The 23,260-nt window shown below is 69.8% G+C and carries 23 protein-coding genes; 12 read left to right on the forward strand and 11 right to left on the reverse strand.

What is annotated here, in order from left to right; genetic code table 11:
• Positions 1-69 precede the first annotated feature (69 nt).
• Both V5F74_RS03175 and V5F74_RS03180 read left to right on the forward strand, forming a co-directional pair.
• Positions 70-1,116, forward strand: coding sequence for a ligase-associated DNA damage response exonuclease (locus V5F74_RS03175; protein ID WP_029557936.1), 1,047 nt, complete (start codon positions 70-72; stop codon positions 1,114-1,116).
• Positions 1,113-2,750, forward strand: coding sequence for a cisplatin damage response ATP-dependent DNA ligase (locus tag V5F74_RS03180; protein WP_394006231.1), 1,638 nt, complete (start codon positions 1,113-1,115; stop codon positions 2,748-2,750). The genes V5F74_RS03175 and V5F74_RS03180 overlap by 4 nt, the downstream gene beginning before the upstream one ends.
• Here the strand turns inward: V5F74_RS03180 and V5F74_RS03185 are convergent, their stop codons facing one another.
• Positions 2,751-3,437 (reverse strand): S24 family peptidase, encoded by a 687-nt coding sequence (locus V5F74_RS03185; protein ID WP_250166674.1) that lies wholly within the window; start codon positions 3,435-3,437, stop codon positions 2,751-2,753.
• A 222-nt stretch (positions 3,438-3,659) separates the two neighbouring features.
• Here V5F74_RS03185 and V5F74_RS03190 point away from each other — a divergent pair, with 222 nt between their 5' ends.
• The gene (locus tag V5F74_RS03190) at positions 3,660-4,010 is read left to right on the forward strand and encodes a DUF952 domain-containing protein (RefSeq protein ID WP_394006233.1); all 351 of its coding nucleotides are present in this window, start codon (positions 3,660-3,662) and stop codon (positions 4,008-4,010) included.
• Between the two features lie 3 nt (positions 4,011-4,013).
• On the opposite strand, the gene V5F74_RS03195 is transcribed toward V5F74_RS03190, so the two are convergent.
• The 3 genes from V5F74_RS03195 to V5F74_RS03205 all read right to left on the reverse strand — a co-directional run bounded on the left by V5F74_RS03195 (position 4,014) and on the right by V5F74_RS03205 (position 6,570).
• Positions 4,014-5,336, reverse strand: coding sequence for an MATE family efflux transporter (locus V5F74_RS03195; RefSeq protein WP_394006235.1), 1,323 nt, complete (start codon positions 5,334-5,336; stop codon positions 4,014-4,016).
• Positions 5,337-5,340: 4 nt separating this feature from the next.
• Complete coding sequence (locus V5F74_RS03200; protein WP_024279675.1) at positions 5,341-5,610, reverse strand: DUF6460 domain-containing protein; 270 nt, start codon at positions 5,608-5,610, stop codon at positions 5,341-5,343.
• 66 nt (positions 5,611-5,676) lie between these two features.
• Positions 5,677-6,570, reverse strand: coding sequence for an alpha/beta fold hydrolase (locus tag V5F74_RS03205; RefSeq protein WP_394006237.1), 894 nt, complete (start codon positions 6,568-6,570; stop codon positions 5,677-5,679).
• 417 nt (positions 6,571-6,987) lie between these two features.
• Here V5F74_RS03205 and ffh point away from each other — a divergent pair, with 417 nt between their 5' ends.
• The 4 genes from ffh to V5F74_RS03225 all read left to right on the forward strand — a co-directional run bounded on the left by ffh (position 6,988) and on the right by V5F74_RS03225 (position 11,527).
• A complete protein-coding gene (gene ffh / locus V5F74_RS03210; RefSeq protein WP_250166678.1) occupies positions 6,988-8,544 on the forward strand; it encodes a signal recognition particle protein in 1,557 nt (518 codons plus the stop codon).
• Between the two features lie 172 nt (positions 8,545-8,716).
• Positions 8,717-9,082 carry a 30S ribosomal protein S16 gene (rpsP, locus tag V5F74_RS03215; RefSeq protein ID WP_029557928.1) on the forward strand — a complete coding sequence of 122 codons (366 nt, stop codon included), beginning with the start codon at positions 8,717-8,719 and terminating at the stop codon, positions 9,080-9,082.
• 397 nt (positions 9,083-9,479) lie between these two features.
• Positions 9,480-10,976 carry a leucyl aminopeptidase gene (locus tag V5F74_RS03220; protein WP_394006240.1) on the forward strand — a complete coding sequence of 499 codons (1,497 nt, stop codon included), beginning with the start codon at positions 9,480-9,482 and terminating at the stop codon, positions 10,974-10,976.
• 98 nt (positions 10,977-11,074) lie between these two features.
• Positions 11,075-11,527: a DNA polymerase III subunit chi gene (locus tag V5F74_RS03225; protein WP_394006241.1), complete on the forward strand. Its 453-nt coding sequence runs from the start codon at positions 11,075-11,077 to the stop codon at positions 11,525-11,527.
• Between the two features lie 197 nt (positions 11,528-11,724).
• Here V5F74_RS03225 and V5F74_RS03230 read toward each other — a convergent pair whose 3' ends face one another.
• Positions 11,725-12,174 (reverse strand): phage holin family protein, encoded by a 450-nt coding sequence (locus V5F74_RS03230; protein WP_394006243.1) that lies wholly within the window; start codon positions 12,172-12,174, stop codon positions 11,725-11,727.
• On the reverse strand, positions 12,171-12,425 hold the full coding sequence (locus V5F74_RS03235) for a hypothetical protein (RefSeq protein WP_029557924.1): 255 nt from the start codon (positions 12,423-12,425) through the stop codon (positions 12,171-12,173). Before V5F74_RS03235 ends, V5F74_RS03230 begins: the two co-directional genes overlap by 4 nt.
• Before the next feature lie 189 nt (positions 12,426-12,614).
• On the opposite strand from V5F74_RS03235, the gene V5F74_RS03240 reads away from it, so the two are divergent.
• Positions 12,615-13,259 (forward strand): 2-hydroxychromene-2-carboxylate isomerase, encoded by a 645-nt coding sequence (locus V5F74_RS03240; RefSeq protein WP_394006245.1) that lies wholly within the window; start codon positions 12,615-12,617, stop codon positions 13,257-13,259.
• 99 nt (positions 13,260-13,358) lie between these two features.
• Positions 13,359-13,838, forward strand: coding sequence for a hypothetical protein (locus V5F74_RS03245; RefSeq protein ID WP_394006247.1), 480 nt, complete (start codon positions 13,359-13,361; stop codon positions 13,836-13,838).
• A gap of 193 nt (positions 13,839-14,031) precedes the next feature.
• Here V5F74_RS03245 and V5F74_RS03250 read toward each other — a convergent pair whose 3' ends face one another.
• On the reverse strand, positions 14,032-14,988 hold the full coding sequence (locus tag V5F74_RS03250; protein WP_394006249.1) for an alpha/beta hydrolase: 957 nt from the start codon (positions 14,986-14,988) through the stop codon (positions 14,032-14,034).
• A 121-nt stretch (positions 14,989-15,109) separates the two neighbouring features.
• Between V5F74_RS03250 and V5F74_RS03255 the strand changes: the two genes are divergently transcribed.
• The 3 genes from V5F74_RS03255 (at position 15,110) to V5F74_RS03265 (ending at position 17,860) form a co-directional block, all read left to right on the forward strand.
• Entirely contained in the window at positions 15,110-15,583 is a 474-nt protein-coding gene (locus tag V5F74_RS03255) for a secondary thiamine-phosphate synthase enzyme YjbQ (RefSeq protein ID WP_394006251.1), read from the forward strand.
• Positions 15,584-15,688: 105 nt separating this feature from the next.
• Entirely contained in the window at positions 15,689-16,363 is a 675-nt protein-coding gene (locus V5F74_RS03260; protein ID WP_024279688.1) for a LuxR C-terminal-related transcriptional regulator, read from the forward strand.
• A 138-nt stretch (positions 16,364-16,501) separates the two neighbouring features.
• The gene (locus tag V5F74_RS03265) at positions 16,502-17,860 is read left to right on the forward strand and encodes an AmpG family muropeptide MFS transporter (RefSeq protein WP_394006253.1); all 1,359 of its coding nucleotides are present in this window, start codon (positions 16,502-16,504) and stop codon (positions 17,858-17,860) included.
• 9 nt (positions 17,861-17,869) lie between these two features.
• Here the strand turns inward: V5F74_RS03265 and V5F74_RS03270 are convergent, their stop codons facing one another.
• The 4 genes from V5F74_RS03270 to leuS form a co-directional block, all read right to left on the reverse strand.
• Positions 17,870-18,322 carry a hypothetical protein gene (locus tag V5F74_RS03270; RefSeq protein ID WP_394006255.1) on the reverse strand — a complete coding sequence of 151 codons (453 nt, stop codon included), beginning with the start codon at positions 18,320-18,322 and terminating at the stop codon, positions 17,870-17,872.
• Positions 18,323-18,653: 331 nt separating this feature from the next.
• Positions 18,654-19,679, reverse strand: coding sequence for a DNA polymerase III subunit delta (gene holA / locus V5F74_RS03275; RefSeq protein ID WP_250166686.1), 1,026 nt, complete (start codon positions 19,677-19,679; stop codon positions 18,654-18,656).
• Positions 19,680-19,683: 4 nt separating this feature from the next.
• Positions 19,684-20,268 carry an LPS assembly lipoprotein LptE gene (gene lptE / locus V5F74_RS03280; protein ID WP_051679147.1) on the reverse strand — a complete coding sequence of 195 codons (585 nt, stop codon included), beginning with the start codon at positions 20,266-20,268 and terminating at the stop codon, positions 19,684-19,686.
• Positions 20,255-22,945 (reverse strand): leucine--tRNA ligase, encoded by a 2,691-nt coding sequence (gene leuS / locus V5F74_RS03285; RefSeq protein WP_029557915.1) that lies wholly within the window; start codon positions 22,943-22,945, stop codon positions 20,255-20,257. Before leuS ends, lptE begins: the two co-directional genes overlap by 14 nt.
• Between the last annotated feature and the right edge of the window lie 315 nt (positions 22,946-23,260).

A 23,260-nucleotide genomic window follows, 5' to 3' on the forward strand; every position in this document is an offset into this window, starting at 1 on the left:
GCAGTTCGGGGGAACCTCGCGCAGGCGCGCAAGTCTCCCCATATAGTGGTGAACCCGCCCGATAAAGTGATGCGCCCGGAAGACCTCCTTTGCCCCTCGCCCAAGGGACTTTACAGCCCCGCCGGCGACTTCTACGTGGACCCCACCCGCGCCGTGCCGCGGGCGGTGATCACGCACGGCCATTCCGACCATGCCCGCGCCGGCCATGCCCATGTGCTCGCCACCCGCGAGACGCTGGACATCATGGCCTTGCGTATGGGGCCAGGCTTCGCGGGGGCGACGCAGGCGCTGCCCTATGGCGAGGAGATCATCATCAACGGGGTGAAGGTGAGCCTTCATCCCGCCGGCCATGTGCTCGGCTCGGCGCAGGTGCGGCTGGAGAAGGACGGCCTCGTGATCGTCGTCTCTGGCGACTACAAGGACGCCGCCGATCCCACCTGCGCCCCGTTCGAGCCCATTCGCTGCCACGTCTTCGTCAGCGAGGCGACGTTCGGCCTGCCGGTGTTCCGCCATCCCCCGGCGGCGGGGGAGGTGGACAAGCTGCTCGCCTCGGTGCGCATCTTCCCCGAGCGCACCCACATCGTCGGCGCCTACTCCCTCGGCAAGGCGCAGCGGATGATGGCGCTGATCCGCCGCGCGGGGCACGACGCGCCCATCTACGTCCACGGCGCGCTCACCAACATCACCGACTATTATGAAAGCTGCGGCATGGATTTCGGCGAGATCCTGCCGGTGAAGGGCGCGCCGAAATCCGCCTTCGCCGGAGCCGTCGTCATCGCCCCGCCCTCCTCCATGACGGACCTGTGGGCGCGGCGCTTCGCCGATCCCATCACCTGCTTCGCCTCCGGCTGGATGCGCGTGCGCGCCCGCGCCCGGCAGCGGGGGGTGGAGCTGCCGCTGGTGGTGTCCGATCACGCCGACTGGGATGGCCTCTGCGCCTCCATCCGCGCCACCGGCTGCGAGGAATTGTGGGTGACGCACGGCGCTGAGGACGCCCTCGTCCACTGGGCCCACACCCGGCAATTGCGCGCCCGCCCCCTCCATATGGTCGGCTACGGCGAGGAGGACGAGGAGGCGGTGGTGCCGGCGCCGGAGGGGGAGGCCCCTGCCCCATGAACCGCTTCGCCGCGCTGCTGGATCGCATGTCTTACGAGGCCGGGCGCAATGCCAAGATCCGGCTCATGGCGGACTATTTCCGCTCGACGCCGGACCCGGAGCGCGGCCTCGCGCTGGCGGCGCTCACCGGGGCGCTGTCGTTCGCCAATGCCAAGCCGGGCGTGGTGCGCACGCTGATCGCCGAACGGGCGGACCCGGTGCTGTTCGAGATGTCCTACGACTATGTGGGCGACCTCTCGGAGACCGTCGCCCTCATGTGGCCCCGGCCAGAGGGCGCGCGGCCGCACGCGCCGCTCTTGTCCGAGATCGTCCACGGCCTCTCCACCTTCTCCAAGGTGTCCCTGCCCCGGCATCTGGCCGACTGGCTGGACGGCCTCGACGAGACCGGCCGCTGGGCGCTGCTGAAGCTCATCACCGGGTCCATGCGGGTGGGCGCCTCGGCGCGCCTTGCCAAGACCGCCGTGGCGAGCTTGGGAGAGGTCACGCCCGACGAGGTGGAGCTGGTCTGGCCCGGCCTTGAGCCGCCCTATGAGGAGCTGTTCGCCTGGGTGGAAGGGCGTGGGGCACGGCCGGAGACCTCCAACCCCGCCCCGTTCCGTCCGGTGATGCTGGCCCACGCCATCGAGGAGACGGATTTCACCGCCCTCGACCCGGCCGATTTCCGCGCGGAATGGAAGTGGGACGGCATCCGCGTACAGGCGGTCGCGGGCACGGGCGCGGACGGGCAGCGCGTGGTGCGGCTCTATTCGCGCACCGGGGAGGACATCTCCGACACCTTTCCCGATATGGCGGAGGCCATCGCCTTCGACGGCGCCATGGATGGCGAATTGCTCATCGTCCGCGACGGCCGCGTGGAGCCGTTCAACGTGCTCCAGCAGCGGCTGAACCGGAAGACGGTGACGGTGAAGATGCTTGCGGAGTTCCCCGCCCACATCCGCGCCTACGACCTGCTGGTGGACGGCACGGACGATCTGCGCGGCGAACCCTTCGCCACCCGCCGCGCCCGGCTGGAGGCGCTCGTCGCCCGCCTGCACACCCCACGCATCGACCTCTCGCCAATGGTGCCCTTCTCGACCTGGGAGGAGTTGACCACCGCCCGCCGCGATCCCGCCTCCGCCGGCGCGGGGGCGGGGGCGGATGCCGGGGCGGTGGAAGGGGTGATGATCAAGCGCGCGGACAGCCTCTATCTGCCCGGCCGGCCCAAGGGGCCGTGGTGGAAGTGGAAGCGCGATCCGCACACGGTGGATGCGGTACTCATGTATGCCCAGCGCGGCCACGGCAAGCGCTCGTCCTTCTATTCGGACTACACCTTCGGGGTGTGGACGATCGGCGAGGAGGGCGAGGACATTCTGGTGCCCGTCGGCAAGGCCTATTTCGGCTTCACCGACGAGGAATTGAAGCAGATCGACGCCTTCGTGCGCCGCGCCACCATCAACCGCTTCGGCCCGGTGCGCGAGGTGGTCCACGAGAAGGACGAGGGGCTGGTGCTGGAAGTGGCCTTCGAGGGCCTCGCCCGCTCCACCCGCCACCGCTCCGGCATCGCCATGCGCTTCCCCCGCATCGCCCGCCTGAGGTGGGACAAGCCGCCGGGCGAGGCGGACCGGCTGGAGACGCTGGAGGCGTTGCTGGGGTGACTACTGGCTCGCCCACACGATCCGCGCGATCCAGTCCACCTGATCGAGCGGAATCTGCCGGTCCTCGTGGGCGGGGTTGAGGGAGCGCAGCTCGATGTGGCGGGCGGTCTTGCGCACCAGTTCCTTGGCCAGCACCTCGCCCTCCTTGGTCTTCAGCACCACCCGGTCGCCGCGGCGCGGCTCGGAGGCGGGGGAGACCACAACGATGTCGCCGTCGCGATAGACCGGCTCCATGGAATCGCCGGCGATTTCCAGCGCATAGGCATGGGCGTCGTGGACGTCGGGAAAGACGATCTCGTCCCAGCCGGCGCCCACCGGGAAGCCCGCATCGTCGAAGAAGCCGCCGGAGCCGGCCTGGGCGAAGCCGATCTGCGGAATGGCATGGAGCGGCCGCGTCGGGGGCGGCGACGCGTCCTCGGCGAAGCCCGCGCCGCCGCCATGGGCGGCGGTCCGGTCGGAGCCGTCCAGCAAGGAGAAGAAGTGCTCCGGGCTGGTGCCGGTGGCGGCCAGCGCCTTGGCGATGCTCTCGGTGGAGGGCCAGCGCGGCCGGCCGTCGATGGTCACGCGCTTGGAGCGGTTGAAGGTGGTGGGGTCGAGCCCCGCCCGCCGGGCGAGGCCGGAGGTGGACAGCCCGTGCTGCTCGGCGAGTTCATCGACGGCACGCCAGATCTTACCGTGGGTCAGCATGGGAAAGACGTTCCTTGCCTCGAGCTTCCTTGGCCTCGACAGCGAATCCGGATGCGGACCGGGGCCACCCGCGCGACACCACGCCCCCCGATGCGTGGAAGATATGAATTTGTTCCCCATTTGTACAGGACTTCAGTCCGCATGCAACCATAAGGCGAACGCAGTTGCCCTTTCGTTCGTGCCGGCCTATGTGCGTCGCCGATCCATTGAGGAGCATCGCCCGTGACTGCCGCCCCCCTCATCTACAAGATCGCCCCCGCCGCCTTGTGGGCCGCCGCCGCGCAGGCGGGCGTGTTCACCGGGGCGCCGGTGGACGTGGCGGACGGCTACATCCATTTCTCCACCGCCGCGCAGGCGCGCGAGACGGCGGCGAAGCACTTCGCCGGACAGGCCGACCTGAAGCTGGTGGCGATTGAGGCGGCGGCCCTGGGCACGGCGCTGAAGTGGGAGCCCTCGCGCGGCGGCGCCCTCTTCCCCCATCTCTATGCGCCCTTGCCGCTCACCGCCGTGCGCTGGGTGCGCGACCTGCCGCTGGGCGCGGACGGGGCGCACGTCTTCCCGACCCTCGACTGAGGCTCACCCGAAGGTCCGCCGCTCCAGCGCTGGCAGCCGCAGGGCCTGGAAGCCGCCGCGCGCGAGGAGGAAGGCGAGCATGGCCAGCCACAGGCCGTGATTGCCCAACGGCCGCAGCGCGAGGAACACGCCGAGATAGACGCCCAGCGAGGCCAGCATCAGGTTGCGCATGTCGCGCGACCACAGCGCGCCGATGTACACGCCATCGAAGGCATAGGCCGTCACCCCGGCCACCGGCAGCAAAGCGGCGTAGAGGAGATAGATGCGCGCCTCGGCCCGCACCTCCGGGCTGGTGCTCATGGCGTCCACGATGGCCGGGCCGGTGATGAGGTAGACCGCCCCCGCCAGCACCGCGAAGGCAAATCCCCACACGATGGACAGCCGCACCCCGGCGGAGAAATCCGCCCGGCGTCGCGCACCCACGGCCGAGCCGCAGATCTGCTCGGCGGCGGTGGCGAAACCGTCGAGGAAATAGGCGGCCACCATCACCATGTTCTGGAGAATGGCGTTGGCGGCGAGGGTCACGTCGCCCGCCCGTGCGCCCTGCGCGGCGAAGAAGGAGAAAGCGAACATCAGCGCCGCGGTGCGGATCATGATGTCGCGGTTGAGCATGACGGTCTGGATGAGGCGCGCCTTGTCGAGCAGCACCGTCTTCGCCACCCCGAGCCGCCCGCCCAGCAGCACGGCGCACAGGACGAGCCCGGCCGCCGCTCCGACGATTTCGGCGACGAGGGTTCCCGCCGCGGAGCCGGCGACGCCCCATCCGGCGCCAAGCACGAGCGCGGCCGAGAGCACCATGTTGAGGACATTGATTCCCAGCTGGAGCACCAGCGCCCGCCCGGTGCGGCCGAGGCCCACCAGCCAGCCCAGCACCACGTAATTGGCCAGGGTGAAGGGCGCGGCGAAGATGCGGATGGCGTAATAGTCCCGCACCGCCGCGTTCACCTCCTCGCTCGCTCCCGCCAGCGACAGGGCCGCGCTCTCGATGGGCGTGCGCAGGAGCACGATCAGGAGGCCGAGCGCGCCGGCGACCAGCAGGCCGCGCGCCAGCACCGCCCGCTCCTCCACCGCATCACGTCGCCCCACCGCCTGCGCGGCGAGGCCCACCGTGCCCATGCGCAGGAAGCCGAACACCCAGAACAGCATGTCGAAGATGATGGCGGCGAGCGCCACGCCGCCGAGCAGCGACGCGCTGCCGAGCCGACCCACCACCGCCGCATCCACCACGCCCAGCATCGGCGTGGTGAGGTGCGCCAGCGTCATCGGCAGCGCGATGGCGAGCACGCGCCGGTGCGTTACGCCCCCCGAGACGGCGGCGAGGGACACGGCCTCAGCGCCGGCCGAACACGCGCATGAGCAGCCAGAGCGGAATGACGATGACGGCGCCGAGCAGGAAGTAGCGCCACATGCGCTCCACCGCCTCGAAGCTGAAGCTGAACAGGTTGCGCAGCAGGCGCTGGAGGCTGGTGAGGATGTTCATCGGGTCGAGCCCGAGGGCGGCGAGGATCACGCCCACCACCACCGAGAGCAGCACGAGCCGCACCAGCACCCAGGCGGGCGACCCGCCGAAGAAGCGCGTGAGATCGTTGTTCTCGGACATGGGCGGGGCTCCTGTGACGGCCGTGGTTTAGCACGACCGTCGCGCAGGGGGGAGACGGAGCCTGCCTCAGCCCGCCCGCAGGAAGTCCGTCACCAGCGCGACGGTGGCGGCGGGGTTCTCCTCCATGATCCAGTGGCCGCTGCCGGGCACCACGTCGCCCGTCACGTCGGTGGCGGCGAAGCGCATCACCTCGGCCATGCCGAGGCCGAAGGAATGCTCGCCGCCCAGCGCCAGCACCGGCATGGCGAGCTTGCCCGCCGTGAGGAATTCCGCGTTGTCGACGGCGTCCTGGTCGAAGGCGGCGAACTGGGCGAAGCCCGCGTGCATGGCGCCGGGCTGGGCATAGAGCGCGGCGTAATGTTCCCGTGCGGCCTCCGAGAAGTGGCTGGGATCGGCGGAAAACTCGTTCCAGAAGCGGTCGAGATAGATGCGCTCGCGCCCGGCGACGAGGCGCTCCATGTCCGGCCCGCCGAAGCGGAAATGCCAGAGCAGCGGGTTCTTCAGGATCTCCTCCCACGGGCCCACGCCCGGTAGCGGCGCGTCGATGAGGGCGAACTTCGTTACCCGGTCACGATGGAGCGCGGCGAAGGCGAAGCCCACCATGTTGCCGATGTCGTGGGTGACGAGCGCAACCTTGTCGATGCCGAGGGCATCGAGCACGCCGGCCATGTCGGCGCCCTGGGTCTTCTTGTCGTAGCCGCCGGGCGGCTTGGCCGAGAGGCCCATGCCGCGCAGGTCCGGCACCACCACGGTGTGGGTGGGCGCCAGCGCCTGGGCGAGCGCGCCCCACATGTCGCCGGTCTCGCCATAGCCGTGGATGAGCAGCACCGCCGGCCCCTGCCCGCCCGTGCGGACATAGAGGGTGGTGCCGTTGGTCTCGATCTCCGAGATGCGGAAATCGGCGGGAAAGGGAACGATCTGGCTCGCTTCGGGGGCAGCAGTCGAAGGCGTCTGGGGCATGGTTTCCTCCCCGCCGCTGGCCGGCGGATGCGCGAGATGCGCTAAGGGAAAGTATGGTCTGTTCCGATGACGACCAGTAGTGGTGCTGCGCGCAAACTTCGCTTGCGCGGCGAACCTTGCCGCATCGTCCCGAGTGAGCGCAGAATGGGTGGGCGCAGCGGCCGCGCGCCCTGCCCCGACGGCGGCGAATTTGCCTCTCCGGCACAAACCTGCTAACAGCCCCAGCTTCACACGGACGGCCATGCCGATCCCGCCGACCGGGCCGAGAGCCCGGAGGCCCCCGCCCGACAGCGCGATGCGCCCTCGGGCGTGCTTTGCGTTGGCTTGATGTGGCGTCCCTTGGATGCTCCCTCATCCGGCCCGCGCAGCGCGGGAGATCATCGCCGTCCGGTGTGAAGCTGCAACACCCGGGTGCCCATGTTCGATACCCTTTCCGACCGCCTCGGCGGCATACTCGACAAGCTGAAGCGGCGCGGCGCTCTCACCGAGGCCGACGTCGGCGAGGCCATGCGCGAGGTGCGCCGCGCGCTGATCGAGGCGGACGTGGCGCTGGACGTGGTGCGCTCCTTCACCGACCGGGTGCGCCAGCGCGCCGTGGGCGTGGAGGTCATCAAGTCCGTCACCCCCGGCCAGATGGTGGTGAAGATCGTCCACGACGAGCTCGTGGCGACTCTCGGCTCCGACGCCGACCCCATCGACCTGAACGCCCCCGCGCCGGTGCCGATCCTGATGGTCGGCCTGCAGGGCTCGGGCAAGACCACCTCCACCGCCAAGATCGCCAAGCGCCTCACCGAACGCGGCAAGCGCAAGGTGCTGATGGCCTCGCTCGACACCCGCCGTCCGGCGGCCATGGAGCAGCTGGCCACGCTGGGCAAGCAGGTGGAGGTCGCGACCCTTCCCATCGTCGCCGGCCAGTCTGCCGTGCAGATCGCCAGGCGCGCCATCGAGGCGGCCAAGCTCGGCGGCTACGACGTGGTGATGCTCGACACCGCCGGCCGCGTCACCCTCGATGAGGGGTTGATGGCCGAGGTGGCCGAGGTGAAGGCCGTCACCAAGCCGCATGAAGTGCTGCTGGTCGCCGACAGCCTCACCGGCCAGGACGCGGTGAACACCGCCAAGGCCTTCGACGGCCGCGTGGGCCTTACCGGCATCGTGCTGACCCGCGCCGACGGCGATGGTCGCGGTGGTGCGGCTCTTTCCATGCGCGCCGTCACCGGCAAGCCCATCAAGCTGCTCGGCACCGGCGAAAAGATGGACGCGCTGGAGGATTTCGATCCCCATCGCGTGGCCGGCCGCATCCTCGGCATGGGCGACGTGGTCGCCCTGGTGGAGCGGGCCGCCGAGAATATCGACATCGAGAAGGCGAAGATCACTGCCGAGCGCATGCGCAAGGGCACCTTCGACCTTGACGATCTGCGCGGCCAGCTGGAGCAGATGTCCAAGATGGGCGGCCTCGGCGGGCTCATGGGCCTGATGCCCGGCGTCGCCAAGGTGAAGAACCAGATCGCTGCCGCCAACCTCGACGACAAGGTGTTCAAGCGGCAGGTGGCCATCATCAATTCGATGACCCCCAAGGAGCGCCGCGCGCCCAAGCTGCTCGATGCCTCGCGCAAGCGCCGCATCGCTGCCGGCTCCGGCACCAAGGTGGAGGAGATCAACCGCCTCCTGAAGATGCATCGCCAGATGGCCGACGTGATGAAGGCCATGGGCGGCGCCGCCGGCAAGCGCGGCCCGCTCGCGGGTCTCGCCGGCATGATGGGCTTCGGCGGCGGCGGCCCCTCCCCCGAGATGCTGCAGGAGATGGCGGAAAAGATGGGCAAGGGCGGCCCCGGCGGCATGCCCGGCGCGCCCGGCGGCCTTCCGCCGAACTTCCCCGGCCTGCCCGGCGGCGGCCTGCCGTCCAAATTCCCCGGCGGCCTCCCCGGCCTGCCGAAGGGCTTTCCTGGAGTGGGAGGGCCCGGCAAGAAGAAGTAATTCCGCTCTCTCCCGTCATGGCCGGGCTTGTCCCGGCCATCCACGTCCAGCGGCCTGGCGCATTCCTGCGAGAAGCGTGACGGCGGGACGACGTGGATGCCCGGGACAAGCCCGGGCATGACGGCCTCAGACACTCACATCCACCAATCGAACGACCCAAAGGAAGAAGACCATGTCCCTCAAGATCCGTCTCGCCCGCGGCGGCGCCAAGAAGCGTCCCTACTACCGCATCGTCGTCGCCGACGCCCGCGCCCCGCGCGATGGCCGCTTCATCGAGAAGATCGGCACCTTCAACCCGCTGCTCGCCAAGGATTCCGAGACCCGCGTGGTGCTCGACACCGAGAAGGCGAAGGCCTGGCTCGAAAAGGGCGCCCAGCCCACCGACCGCGTGGCCCGCTTCCTCGACGCCGCTGGCCTGCTGAAGCGCGAAGCCAAGAACAACCCGAAGAAGGCCGAGCCCGGCCAGAAGGCCCAGGAGCGCGCCAAGGAGAAGGCCGACAAGGCCGCCGCGGCTGCCGGTGGCGAAGCCGCCGAGTGAGGCTTTCCTTTCGGGAAGATGAGGAATGGGGGCGCCTGGCGCCCCCTTTTCTTTTGGGGGGTGCTTGCCCGTGGCCAGCAGCTTCGACACTCTTTCCACCCGTCATGGCCGGGCTTGTCCCGGCCATCCACGTGGGCAGGCCGGGAATTGGTCTGCGGACGGTGGTGCCGTCGGCCCGACGTGGTTGCCCGGGACAAGCCCGGGCATGACGATTGCTCGTATCCCGCCCTTCTCCTCAAGCGCCCCGGCACCTATCTAAGCCCCAGCCCCGAAAGCTCGGGCGCGGCGGCACCACCGTGACGCTGAGGGCGGTTCCCCCTGTCCGCCGACCGGGCTAGACAAGGGCGACGCATATTCTGAATCCATTCTGCCCCTCCCGCTGCTTCTGGAGCGCCTGATGTCCGATCCCGTCACCGTCTCGTTCGCCCGGCTCACCGCCGCCGCCAAGGGCGTCCTCGTGGTGCTCACCGACGAAAGCCTCGCCTTCGGCACGCAGGCGCAGAAGCTGGTGAAGGGGGCGGACAAGGCGCTGACCCGCGCGTTCGACGCCGAGAAGTTCAAGGGCAAGGCCTGGAGCGCGCTGGACCTGCTCGCCCCCGCCGGCATCGAGGCGCCGCGCCTCATCATCATCTCGGTGGGCAAGGCGGCGGACCTGAAGCCCAAGGATTTCCTGAAACTCGGCGGCCTCATCGCCGGCAAGCTGCCCGCCTCCGCCCGCGAGGCGAGCGTGGTGCTCGACCTGCCCGGCACCAAGATCTCCGCCGATTCCGCCGCCGAGGTGGCGCTGGGCATCTCGCTGCGCAGCTACAGCTTCGATCGCTACAAGACCAAGAAGAAGGACGATGCCGAGCCGACCGCCCGCGCCGTGACCCTCCTCGTTTCCGACGAGGCCGGCACCAAGCGCGCCTATGCCGCCCGGCAGGCGGTGGGCGACGGCGTTCTGTTCGCCCGCGACCTCGTGAACGAGCCCGCCAACGTGCTCGACCCGCCGGAATTCGCCCGCCGCGCCGAGGAGCATCTGTCCGGCGTGGGCGTCGAGATCGAGGTGCTGGACGATGCCGCCCTCGCGGAAGCCGGCCTCAAGGCGCTGCTCGGCGTCGGCCAGGGCTCCATCAAGGAGAGCCGCGTCGTGGTGATGCGCTGGAACGGCGGCCCCAAGGACGAGGCCCCCGTCGCCTTCATCGGCAAGGGCGTCACCTTCGACACCGGCGGCATCTCCATCAAGCCGGCCGCCGGCATGGAGGACATGAAGGGCGACATGGGCGGCGCCGCCTGCGTCACCGGCCTCCTGTATGCGCTCGCCGCCCGCAAGGCGAAGGTGAACGCGGTGGGCCTCATCGGCCTCGTGGAGAACATGCCCGACGGCGCCGCCCAGCGCCCCGGCGACATCGTCACCTCGCTCTCCGGCCAGACCATCGAGATCATCAACACCGACGCCGAGGGCCGGCTCGTGCTCTGCGACGTGCTCTGGTACGCCAAGGAGCGCTTCAAGCCCAAGTTCATGATCGACCTCGCCACCCTCACCGGCGCGATCCTGGTGGCGCTGGGCTCGGAATATGCGGGCCTCTTCTCGAACGACGACGAGCTGTCCCAGCGCCTCACCCAGGCCGGCCAGGAGACCGGTGAGCGGGTGTGGCGCATGCCGCTCGGCCCGGAATACGACAAGCTGATCGACTCGAAGTTCGCCGACATGAAGAACACCGGCGGCCGCAACGCCGGCTCCATCACCGCCGCCCAGTTCCTGCACCGCTTCGTGGACAAGACCCCGTGGGCGCATCTCGACGTGGCCGGCACGGCCATGTCCTCCCCCGCGAGCGACATCAACAAGAGCTGGGGCTCGGGCTGGGGCGTGCGCCTGCTCGACCAGCTGGTGAAGGACCATTACGAGGGGTGAGGCTCGGCCTCTCTCATCACGTCGTCCTCCGGTCATGCCGGAGGACGACGGCCTGACGAGACAGGACGCTCGCGCCCCCGCGTGCTAGCCTTTCCGCAATGACCGAAATCCTCTTTTACCACCTTGAGCGCCGCCCTCTGGAGCAGGTGCTGCCGATGCTGCTGGAGAAGTCGCTGGAGCGCGGCTGGCGGTGCGTGGTGCAGTGCGGGTCGGCGGAGCGGCGGGACGCGCTCGATTCCCATCTGTGGACCTATAGCGAGGCGTCCTTCCTGCCCCACGGCACGGAGGCGCAGCCGCTGCCCGAGCGCCAGCCGGTGCTCATCGCCACCTCCGAGGCCAACCCCAACGGCGCGCAGGTGCGCTTTCTGGTGGATGCGGTGCCGCTCGCCGATGCCTCGCCCTATGCGCGCGTCGTCCATCTCTTCGACGGGCGGGACGACGAGCAGGTGGCCAAGGCCCGCGAGCGCTGGCGCGAGGCCAAGGCGGTGGCCGACAACGAACTCACCTACTGGCAGCAGGACGAGAACGGGCGCTGGGTGCGCAAGGCGTGAGAATTGCCCTGCGGTAACTCAGGAAGAATCACCTCGTCGTCCGTCATCGCCCGCCTTGTGCGGGCGATCCACGGTGAGGCCGGGTCCACACCTTCGAGCATGCCTCAAGCGGCAAGGTGGATCGCCCGGACACGCCGGGCGATAACGGCGCTCATGAGGGAGGCATTCCTCCCGCACGCATAAGGCTCTGCCTGCCCCTACGCCCGCGGACTGCGGCGGAACAGGCGGGTGAGCAGCGTCAGCGCCGGCAGGATCAGCCCCGGCACGGCGGCGAGCGAGGCGTAGGAGGCGACGTTGGCCTGGGTGGCGCGCAGGTCGGCAGACACCGCATCCATGGCCGACTGGCTCACCTGATTGGCCAGCGCCAGCTCGCGGGAGGGCTTCAGCATGGCGCCGATGATGGCCACGATGAGCGCGAGGAAGAGCCCGCCGCCGCCCACCACCACGGCCGCCCAGATCGGCCCCATGGATTGCTCCAGCGCCAGGAACAAGGCGACGCCCAGCATCACCACGCCGAAGCTCGCCACCAGAGCGGCGAAGGCGAACAGGCCGGCGCGGGCCGCGATGTGGCGCAAATGGATTTCGGCAATGATGGTGTTGGTGCGCAGCAGAATCTTCAGATTCCGCATCAGCTGGTCGAAATTCATCCCGCGTCCCTTCCTCTGCGCACAACCCTGACCGGCCGGAGCAGCGAGCCTGCCACCGCCCCCGCCAGAAACGACACGGCCATCCACGCCAGGGGGTTCATCCGCACGGCGCGCCGCGCCTTCGCGCCGCCCGCCGCCTCAGGTCCGCCCGGCGGATCGCTCGGCGGTCCCTTGGCCATGGCCGCCTTCAGCGCCACCCCTGCCAGCTCGCTCTTGAGCTCGACCAGCTCGGATTCCCGTTCGTCGCCCATACCGCCTCCCGGAACGTCTCCGGGCCGCCTGAGAGGGAAGCACCGTGCGCCGCCCTGTCAAGCCGCCCTGCGCAAGGACAACTTCCGGATCGGTCGATTGATCCCCGCGCCCGGGCTTCAAGACGGTGGAAAGAGGCTCTAGCATCGCCCTCCCGCCCAAGGACGATCCCAAGAGAAGGCCTGCCCCCAATGAGCCCGCCCCCCGCCGCGCCGCGCACCCTCGACTATTTCTTCTCCAGCGTGAGCCCCTGGACCTTCCTGGGCCACGGCCCGGTGATGGCGCTCGCCGCGCGCCATGGCGTGAACGTGCGCTTCCATCCGGTGGCCCTCGGCCCCGTCTTCGCGGAAACCGGCGGCCTGCCGCTCGCCAAGCGCGCCCCGCCGCGCCAGCGCTACCGCATTCTTGAGCTTCAGCGCTGGCGGCAGAAGCGCGGCGTGGACCTCAACGTCCATCCCGCCCACTGGCCGTTCGACGGCACGCTGGCCGACCAGACCATCCTCGCCGCCATCGAGGCCGGGCATGCGCCCGGCGCGCTGATGGAGCGCATCTTCTCCGGCGTCTGGGTCCGGCAGGAAAATCTCGGCCTGCCCGAGGTCATCGCCGCCTGCGCCGACGCGGTGGGCCTGCCCGGCGCCGAGCTGGTGGCGGCGGCGGGCGAGGAGAAGATCGCCGCGCTCTATCTGGAGAACCGCGCCAAGGCGCTCGCCGCCGACGTGTTCGGCGCGCCGTCCTATGTGCTGGATGGCGAGGTGTTCTGGGGCCAGGACCGCATCGACCTGCTGGACGACGCCCTCACCTCCGGCCGCGCGCCCTACCGGCCGGACGTGGCCTGAAGCCCCCTGCCCCCTTCCGGCCCCGATCGGCGTGATTATCTAGCGGGAATGACGCGGCGGAACGGGCCGCGGACGTGACGGCGGGATTTGGAGGCGCGCATGGTCTTCCCGGCTCATCCGGCGCATTCGGCCGGACTTCCCTTCGCGGCGGTCCTCGCCGCGAGCCTTCTGGCGGCGCCTGCCCTCGCGCAGGCGCAAGTGCCGCCCGTGCCGCCCGGCGACACCACGGCGCCGCGCTTCTCCTTCGCCCCGGTGGAGGGCGGCGCGCTGAAGCTCGACCGGGAGACCGGCCGCGTCTCCCTGTGCGCCAAGCGCGGCACGGGCTTCACCTGCGAGGCGGTGCCTGACACGCGCGATGCCTATGAGGCGGAGATCGCCCGCCTTCAGGGGGAGGTGGACACCCTGCGCCGCTCGGCCCAGCTTCCACCGCTCCCGCCCCTGCCGCCGACGCCGGGGCCGAACGCCAGCCCCGACACATCAGACATGGACCGCGCCCTCGACTATGCCGAGCGCTTCTACAAGCGCCTGCGCGGCCTCATCGACGAATTCCGCGCGCCCAACGGACAGGAGAAGCTCTGAGGGCGCGAAAGGCCGAGGGGTGGGGGCTTCGCCATTGGCCCCGCCCGTCATGCCCGGGCTTGTCCCGGGCATCCACGTCGAGCCGTTTCGCGCTCGCCTGAGTCGTAGTCCCGGCCGAGCCACGTGGATGGCCGGGACAAGCCCGGCCATGACGGCGGGAAAAACAGGGGGCTGGCCGCTGACGCCCCTTCCCTCAGAACTCCGCCAGATACCCGTCGATGCGCTTCAGCGCCTGGTCGGCGATGGTGCCGGGGAAGGCGATGAAGACGTGGCAGCCGCCGGGATAGACCTCCAGCTCCGTGCCATTCCCCGCCGCCGCCCACGCATTGGCCATGAAGAGGGTGTCGTCCACCAGAGGATCGCGGCCGCCGACGATGAACAGCGCCTTGGGCAGGCCCTTGAGGCGCGCCAGCAGCGGCGACACGTCCGGGTCGTCCGCCTTGCCTTCAAGCCGCAGGTAGTTGTCGACGAAGAACTGGATGTCCCGCGTGTTCAGCACCAGCGGCAGGTCGCCCCAGTTGCGGACGGAGGGGGTCAGGCGCAGGTCATAGCAACCGGCGGTGAGCACGGCGGCGGAGAAGGGCGTGAGACCGTGGCGATCACGCAGCCGCACGAGGGTCGCGACCGCCAGCGTGGCGCCGCCCGATTCCCCGCCGATGGCGAAGCGCTCGGTGCCGAAGCGGGCCTTCGCCTCCTTCACCAGCCAGAGCGCCGCCGCCTCGCAATCGTCCGGGCCGGCGGGATAGGGCACTTCCGGCGCCAGCGCATAATCCACCGAGACCACCGCCAGCCCGCAATTGGCGGCGATGCGGTCCAGCAGCGCCTCGTTCTCGCGCGCCGAGCCCAGCGTCCAGCCGCCGCCATGGATGTGGAAATAGACGCCCTTGGGCGCGCCGTCCGGCTTGTAGATGCGCACCGGCACCGGGCCGCGCGGGCCGGGAATGGTCTCGGCCGTGGCGCGCGGGCTTTCCGGCGCCAGGGGAAACACACCCTTGCCGGCGAGGCGGGCGGCGCGAATCTCGGGCAGCGGGGTGGCCCACCGGTCGGGGATGGCGGACAGGACCTTCACGATGGCATCGTTGACCATGCGCGTGTCGGGCGCGATGGCCGCATCGGCGAACACGGCGGGATCGAGAACCAGCTTCGACATGGAAGAACCCTGATCGTTGGGCGTCGCCGCCCGAAAAGGCGGCGCGGCAGGCCGTGAACTGGTACGTGGCGGGCGAACACTGCGCAAGAAGCGAACACCGCAAGCAGGAGGAGACATCACCATGGCGCGCACCAGCCGCACCCCGGCGCGACTGAGCGGGGCCGTGCGCCACGCCGAGGCGACGCTTCAGGTGGAGACGCCCGGCGAGGGCTTCACCGACATCACCCGCGAGGCCACCGCCTTCCTCACCGAGATCGCCGCCGGCGACGGCGTGCTCACCGTCTTCTGCCGCCACACCTCGGCCTCCCTCACCATCCAGGAGAATGCCGACCGGGACGTGCAGACCGATCTTCTCACCGCCCTGCGCACCCTCGCACCGCGCAATTTCCGCTGGGTGCACGACACCGAGGGGCCGGACGACATGCCGGCCCATGTGCGCACCATGCTCAGCGACGCCAGCCTCTCCATCCCCGTGCGCGGCGGGCGGCCGGGGCTCGGGACGTGGCAGGGCATCTACCTCGTGGAGCACCGCGAGCGGCCCCATCGGCGCGAGGTGGTTTTGACTTTCACCGGAACGCTTGGTCAATTTCCCTGATCGGCTTGTCACCGCTTCGCCACGGATTGATGATTGCAGAATCGATTCGCGCTAACGTTGTGGCGACCGCGCGACAAGAAGCTGAAGCCTTGCGGGGGAGGAAGCATGGTGGAAGATGCCGGGAACGGACTGCGCCTCGTCATCGCCGACGACCATCCCCTGTTCCGCGGTGCCTTGCGGGAAGCGGTGCTCGGCCGCAGCGCCGATGCCAGGATCGAGGAGGTCGGCACCTTCGACGACCTGACGGCGCTCTTGGAGCGCGACCCCGAGTTCGACCTGATCCTGCTCGATCTCACCATGCCCGGCGCGCGGGGCTTTTCCGGCCTCATCTATCTGCGCGCCCAGTACATGGCGATCCCGGTGGTGGTGGTCTCCGGCAACGAGGAGCCGGCGGTGATCCGCCGCTGCCTCGATCTCGGCGCCTCCGGCTTCATCCCCAAGAGCATGAGCGTCGGCAACATGCGCGATGCGGTGGCGCAGGTGCTGAAGGGCGAGACCTTCCTGCCGCCCGACATCAACGTGACCACCAAGGCGGATGCCGAGACCGACGCCATCATCGCCCGCCTCTCCACCCTCACGCCCCAGCAGGTGCGGGTGCTGATGATGCTGGCCGAGGGCCGGCTCAACAAGCAGATCGCCTATGAGCTGTCGGTCTCCGAGGCGACGGTGAAGGCCCACGTCTCCGCCATCCTCCAGAAGCTGGGCGTGGAAAGCCGCACCCAGGCCGTGATCGCGGTGTCCAAGGTGGAACAGGGCCTGTGGAGCCATCCGCAGGCGTGAGCACGGACCGGCCCGTTCTGCCACGGTAGGAACCTCTTCACCGGTCACGCTCATAAAGCAGGGCGAGGACCGGGATGCCGCGCGCAGCATCCCGCAGCGGCACGCCACCGGCGTTCCGGGAATGGCGGAAGGATCGAGATGACCGAGCAAAGCCTCAGCCCGACCGGCTCCGAAGCCCCCCGGCGGCGCACCCTGAAGGAGGCCGTCGCGCTCTATACCCAGCGCGACGTGCTCTCCGTCAGCCTGCTCGGCTTCTCCTCCGGCCTGCCGCTGGCGCTCACCGGCGGCACGCTCTCGCTGTGGATGAAGGACGTGGGGGTGACGCTCACCGCCATCGGCCTGTTCAGCCTCGTGGGCCTGCCCTACACGCTGAAATTCCTCTGGGCGCCGATGCTGGACGCGGTGGACGTGCCGATCCTGTCCCGCCTGCTCGGGCGGCGGCGCGGCTGGCTTCTGGCCTGCCAGGTCGTTCTCATCGCCGCCATCGCGGCGCTTGCGCTCCAGGACCCCATCAGCGCCCCCTTCGGCGTCGCCGCCTGCGCGCTGGCCGTCGCCATCGCCTCGGCGACGCAGGACATCGCGGTGGATGCCTTCCGCGTGGAACGGCTGGAGAGCGCAAGCGAACAGGCCGCCGGCATGGCCGGATACGTCACCGGCTACCGCATCGCCATGCTGGCCACCGGTGCCGGTGTCATCGCGCTGGTCGCCTATCTGGAAACGGCGCTGGGCCTGCCGCGCGGCACCAGCTGGTTCTGGGGCTACATGATCGCCGCCGGATGCGTCGCCATCGGCCTCGTCGCCACCCTGTTCGCCCGCGAGCCCCGGGCGCCGGTACGCGCGCCGGATGAAGGCACCGGGCACCGGCTCATCGCCACCACCGTGGGCGCGTTCGGCGAGTTCCTGCGCCGCAACCAGGCGGTGATGATCCTGCTGTTCGTGATGCTGTTCAAATTCTGCGATGCCTTCGCCGGCGTACTCACCGGGCCGTTCGTGCTGGACATCGGCTTCTCGAAGGCGACCTACGTGGAGATCGTGAAGGTGGTGGGCTTCGGCGGCACCATCGCCGGCAGCTTCGTGGGCGCGTGGATCGCCCGCGAGCGTCCGCTGGTGACGTGCCTGTGGATCTCCGGCGTCCTCCAGATCACCTCCAACCTCGGCTTCACGCTCCAGGCCTATGTGGGCCCGAACGAGGCGGTGCTGACGGGCGTCATCCTCATCGAGAACTTCACCAGCGCCATCGGCACGGTGATCTTCGTGGCCTATCTCTCGGCCCTGTGCGGCGCGCGGGAGCACACGGCGACCCAGTACGCGCTGCTGACGGCGCTGACCGCGGTGGGCCGCACCCTGCTCGGCTCCTCCAGCGGCGCCATCGCCGAGGCGTCGGGCTGGCCGCTGTTCTTCGTCCTCACCGCCGTCGCCGGCCTGCCGGGCCTCGCGGCCCTCGGCTGGCTCCAGATGAAGGGGCACTTCGCCGAGCTGGCGCGGGACAGGGCCTGACCGGCCCCCTCAGCGCCGGCCGAAGGCGGGCCGGCTGAAGAACAGCAGCACCAGGGCGAGCGGGATCATGATGTGATCCAGGATCTTGCCCGGCGGGGCGTGGGTGACATCCAGCGGGCGCATGTGGCCGAGCAGGTAGCGGCCTGCATATTCCACGACGATGAACACCAGCAGCAGCGGGATCAGCGCCCGGTAGCGCGCCAGGGCGACCACGTAGAGCAGCCCCATGATGAGCTGCGACAAGCCCCAGAGCGCGAACACGAAGATCACCGCCTGCCCCGCCTGGACCGGCGAGAAGGTGTCGAGCGGAATGTGCGCCACCGACTGCGCCCCGCCATCCGGCGCCAGCATGTGGAACAGGCTGCGCCCGATGGTCATGGCGGTGATCGCCGCGAACACCGCCAACACCGCACGGTGGCCGGGGAAGTGGTTGTCGATTCGGTCCGGCAGGATCCAGTTCATGCGGCGCTCCGGGCAGAAACAGAGGCGGCACGCGAGACGAAGCCGCCGCCCGGACTTATGGCATCGCTTGGCGCCCGGACCCGATGGCGGAAAATGGCCCGAAGGGTGGGTCCGTCCAGGCCGTCATCGCCCGCCTTGAGCAAGGCCCCTCCCCTCTGTCCGCCGTCGTGCCCGGGCTCGTCCCGGGTATCCACGTCGGGCCGATGGAGTAGGTGTCCCAGAACTATTCCCGGCCGAGCCACGTGGATGGCCGGGACAAGCCCGGCCATGACGGCGGTTCAGGGGATAATAGCCAGGACAAACCCCGAACGACCGCTGCGACGAGCGGCTGCTACCGCCGCCGCCCCGCCTGCTGGGCCACCTGCAACACCACCCGCTCGCAGATGGCGGGGGCGAGCGTCGCGTTGCGGCGGGCGGCGAGGACCGCGTCGTCGACGGCGAGCAGCGCCTTCATGCAGCGGTCGGGGTCGAGGCCGCGCAGGGCCTTTTCCAGCTTGGGCTTGCGCGAGAAATGCACCGGCGGGCGGGCGGAGCCCACCACGCTCTCGGGGCTCGATCCCCCCGCCACGGCCAGCGTCATGGGGTGCAGCGCGGTGAGCGCGCGCAGCAGGCCGCCCAGCACGGCATCCGGCCGCGTTGCCGCGCCGAAGGCCTTGGAGAGGGCCGCCAGCGCATCCCGCGTCTCGCCGGCCAGCGCCGAATCCACCACGTCGTCCAGCGCCAGCGCCGAGGCATCGCCGACGATGAGGCGCACGTCCTCCAGCGTCACGCGCTCGGTGCCCATGCCATAGAGGATGAGCTTGGCGATCTCCCCGCGCGAGGCCAGCCGGTCGCCGCCGATGAGGGAGACGAGCAGCTCGCGCGCATCGCGATCGATGGAAAGGCCGGCCTCCGCCATCATCTGATCCACGAGGCGGGCGAGGTCGCGCTCGCTGTCGGCGTAGCAGGCGATGGCGAGAGCGTTCTGGGCGTTCTCGCACAGGGTGCGGAGCGGGGCGCCCTTCTTCAGGTCGCCGGCCTCCACCACCACCAGCGCATCGCAGGGGTTGGAGAGCACCGGCTGGATCGCCGGCACGATGTTCTTGGAGCCGGCGCGCACCCACACCACCCGCTCGCCGCCGAACAGGCCGATGGTGGAGGTCTCGTCGATCAGCCGGCGGGGATCGGAGGCGATCTCGTCGCCCTCCAGCCGCACCAGCGCGAAGGGATCGTGGGCATCGGGCACGGCGCGGCGCACCAGTCCCTCGGCGCGCTCGCGCACGAGGCCGGTGTCGGGGCCGTAGATGAGGATGACGCTCTTGGACCGGTCGCGCCGGGCGAGCGCCGCGTCGGCGTCGCCGGGCCGGACCGCGACCATCCGCTCAGCTCGCCGAACGGGCCGGCGGCGCGTTGCCGGTGCGGATGAACCACGCGGCAAGCTGCGCCTTGATCTGGTCCGCCACGGAACGGGCGGCCCGCTTCTCGGCGTCGATCTGGGCGCTGTAGTTGGCGAAGCGCTGGTCGCTGGTGTCGATGGTGGCGGAGCCGGTGGCGGCGCCTTCCACCTGGGTGATCTTCTTCTTGTCGTCCGCCTTGATGATGCGCCAGTTGGCGGTGACGCGGATGATCTGGTTCTCGGGCAGGCCCGAGGCCGAATTGATGAGCGCGGTGGAGACGGACGAATCCACCGTGATGATCATCTGCAGCGGCGCGCCCTTGGGATTCCCCTCGCCGCCGGTGAGGGCGAAGATCAGGTCGTTGCGCAGATCATTGCCGAGCCGGCCCTGGATCTGGACGATCTCCACATCCCGCATCTTGTCGAGCAGCGCCGGGCCGCCGGTGGTCGAGTTCTCCGCATAGAGCGGCTGAAAGCAGCCCGCGAGCGCCCCGGAAAGGGCGCACACCAGCATCAGCCGCCCCAGAAGGGCGGCGGGGCGCATGCGGAAGGACGGATCAGGCGACGACATTCACGATCCTCTGCGGCACCACGATGATACGCTTCGGCGCGCGTCCGTCGAGTGCCCGCTGGACGCTTTCCAGCGCGAGCACGGCGGCCTCGACCTCGGCCGGGGTCGCCTCGCGCGGGACGACGATATCGTCGCGCTTCTTGCCATTGATCTGGATCGGAAGTGTGACCGTGTCGCGGCGCAGCAGATCGGCCTCGGTGGCCGGCCAGGAGGCCTCCGCCACCAGCGTGCTCTCCTGCGACCCGTGGCCGAGCGCGACCCAGCACTCCTCGGCGAGGTGCGGCGTCATGGGCGCCACCACGCCCGTCAGCATCTCGGCGGCTTCGCGCAGCGCGAAGGCAAGGTCTTCCGGCACCTCGGGCGCCGAGCGGGCGGCGGCGACGGCCGAGCCGAACACGTTGGCGAACTCGTGGACATGCGCCACGGCCACGTTGAAGCGCAGCCGCTCGATGTCCTCGGCGACCGTCGCAACGAGCCCATGAGCGGCGCGGCGCAGGCCCAGGGCCTGCTCGCCAAAGGTCGCGGGGCGCGCGGCGCCCGGCTTGGCACCCAGCTCCACCGCCTCGTTCACCAGACGCCACACGCGCTGCACGAAGCGCCAGGCGCCCTCGATGCCGCCCTGCGTCCACTCGCTGTCGCGCTCGGGCGGGGTGTCGGAGAGCATGAACCAGCGGGCGCAGTCCACGCCGTAGGTATCCGCCACCACCTCGGGCGCCACCACGTTGCGCTTGGACTTGGACATCTTCTCCGGCGGGGAGACGGTGACGGGCGTGCCGTCCGAGATCCGCACTGCCTTGCCGTTGCCGAGGAGCTTCACCTCCTCGGGGAAGAGCCACTTGCCCTCGGTATCCTTGTACGTCTCGTGGACGATCATGCCCTGGGTGAAGAGGCCGGCGAACGGCTCTTCCAGGTCCACCCGGCCGCAATGCTTCAGCGCGCGGGTGAAGAAGCGGGAATAGAGCAGGTGCAGGATCGCGTGCTCGATGCCGCCGATATACTGGTCCACCGGTAGCCAGTGGCTCACCGCCGCCTTGTCCAGCGGCTTCTCCACGTTGTCGGAGGCGTAGCGCAGGAAGTACCAGGACGAATCCACGAAGGTGTCCATGGTGTCCGTCTCGCGCCGGGCCGGCTTGCCGCACTTGGGGCACGGCACGTCGCGCCACGCCTTGGCGCGGTCCAGCGGGTTGCCGGGACGGTCGAACGTCACGTCATCCGGCAGTTCCACGGGCAGCTGGTCGCGGGGCACGCCCACCGGGCCGCAGTCGTCGCAATGGATGACCGGGATGGGGCAGCCCCAGTAGCGCTGGCGCGAGATGCCCCAGTCGCGCAGCCGGAAGTTCACCCGCCGCGTGCCCTGCGGCTCGCCCGCCACGCGGAAGCGCTCCAGCTGGCGGGCCACCGCCTCCTTGGCCTCGGGCACGCTCATGCCATCGAGGAAGGCGGAGTTGAACAGGGTGCCGTCGCCGTCATACGGCCCATCGGCCACCGAGAAGGTGGCGGGGTCGGCGCCCTCGGGCAGCACCACGGGGGTGATGGCGAGGTCGTATTTGGTGGCGAAATCGAAGTCGCGCTGGTCGTGGGCCGGGCAGCCGAAGATGGCGCCGGTGCCGTAGTCCATCAGCACGAAATTGGCGACGTAGACCGGCACGGTGCGCGTGGCGTCCAGCGGATGGACGACGCTGAGGCCGGTGGCGTAGCCCTTCTTCTCCTGCGTCTCGATCTCTTCCGCCGAGGTGCCGCCGCGCTTGCACTCGGCGATGAAGGCGGAGAGCTGCCCGTCCGTGCCGGCGAGGTGCTTGGCCAGCGGATGATCGGGGGAGAGCGCGAGGAAGGAGGCGCCGAACAGGGTGTCCGGGCGGGTGGTGTAGACCTTCACCGCCTTGGTGCCGGCGGGCAGCTTCTCCGCACCCGCCTTGGCGAACTCGAACAGCACTTCGAGCCCTTCCGAGCGGCCGATCCAGTTGCGCTGCATGAGGCGCACCTTGTCCGGCCAGCGGTCGAGCGTGTCGATGGCGTCGAGCAGTTCCTGGGCGAACTGGGTGATGCGCAGGAACCACTGCGACAGCTTGCGCCGCTCCACGATGGCGCCGGAGCGCCAGCCGCGGCCGTCGATGACCTGCTCGTTGGCGAGCACGGTGTTGTCCACCGGGTCCCAATTGACCTCGCTCTCCTTGCGATAGGCGAGGCCGTTGTCCAGGAAGTCGAGGAAGATGCGCTGCTGCTCCACGTAATAGGACGGGTCGCAGGTGGCGATCTCGCGGTTCCAGTCGAGCGACAGGCCGAGCAGCTGGAGCTGCTCGCGCATGGAGGCGATGTTCTCGTAGGTCCAGCTCTTGGGGTGGATGCCGCGCTCGATGGCGGCATTCTCCGCCGGCAGGCCGAAGGCGTCCCAGCCCATGGGATGGAGCACGTTGAAGCCCTGCATGCGCTTGTAGCGCGCGAGCACGTCGCCCATCACATAATTGCGGCCGTGGCCGATATGGATGCGCCCCGACGGATAGGGGAACATCTCCATGACGAAGAATTTCGGACGCGGGTCGTCGTTGCGCGTGCGGAAGATGCCGCGCTCGGCCCAGGTCTTCTGCCACTTCGGCTCGGCTTCGCGGGCGTTGTAGCGGTCTTGAGTGCGGTCTTGCGCGCGCTCGGCGGCGTTGTCCGGCATACGATCTTGGGTCATGGGTCCGTCAGGCGTCGAAACGGCCGGGACTAGGACAGAAACAAACCCTGCGGTCAACCGTCCCGCACCGCCGAAGGTGCCCCGGACCAGCGACGGCGCAGCCGGAGCCCCCCGTTCCCCGGACAAGCGACACCGAAGGTGGAGCGCTGAGCCGGGGTCCAGCGCAAGACTCCCGCGCAGCGGGGCCGTCCCTCCCCTCTCCCCTTGCGGGAGAGGGGTCGGGGGGTGAGGGGGGCGGCCTCGTCATGCGTCGCGATGCCGGTTCTCGCGGCACCACACCCCTCACCCCACCCCTCTCCCGCAAGGGGAGAGGGG

The sequence above is a fragment of the Xanthobacter aminoxidans genome (genome assembly GCF_043193615.1).
GTDB lineage: Bacteria > Pseudomonadota > Alphaproteobacteria > Rhizobiales > Xanthobacteraceae > Xanthobacter > Xanthobacter aminoxidans.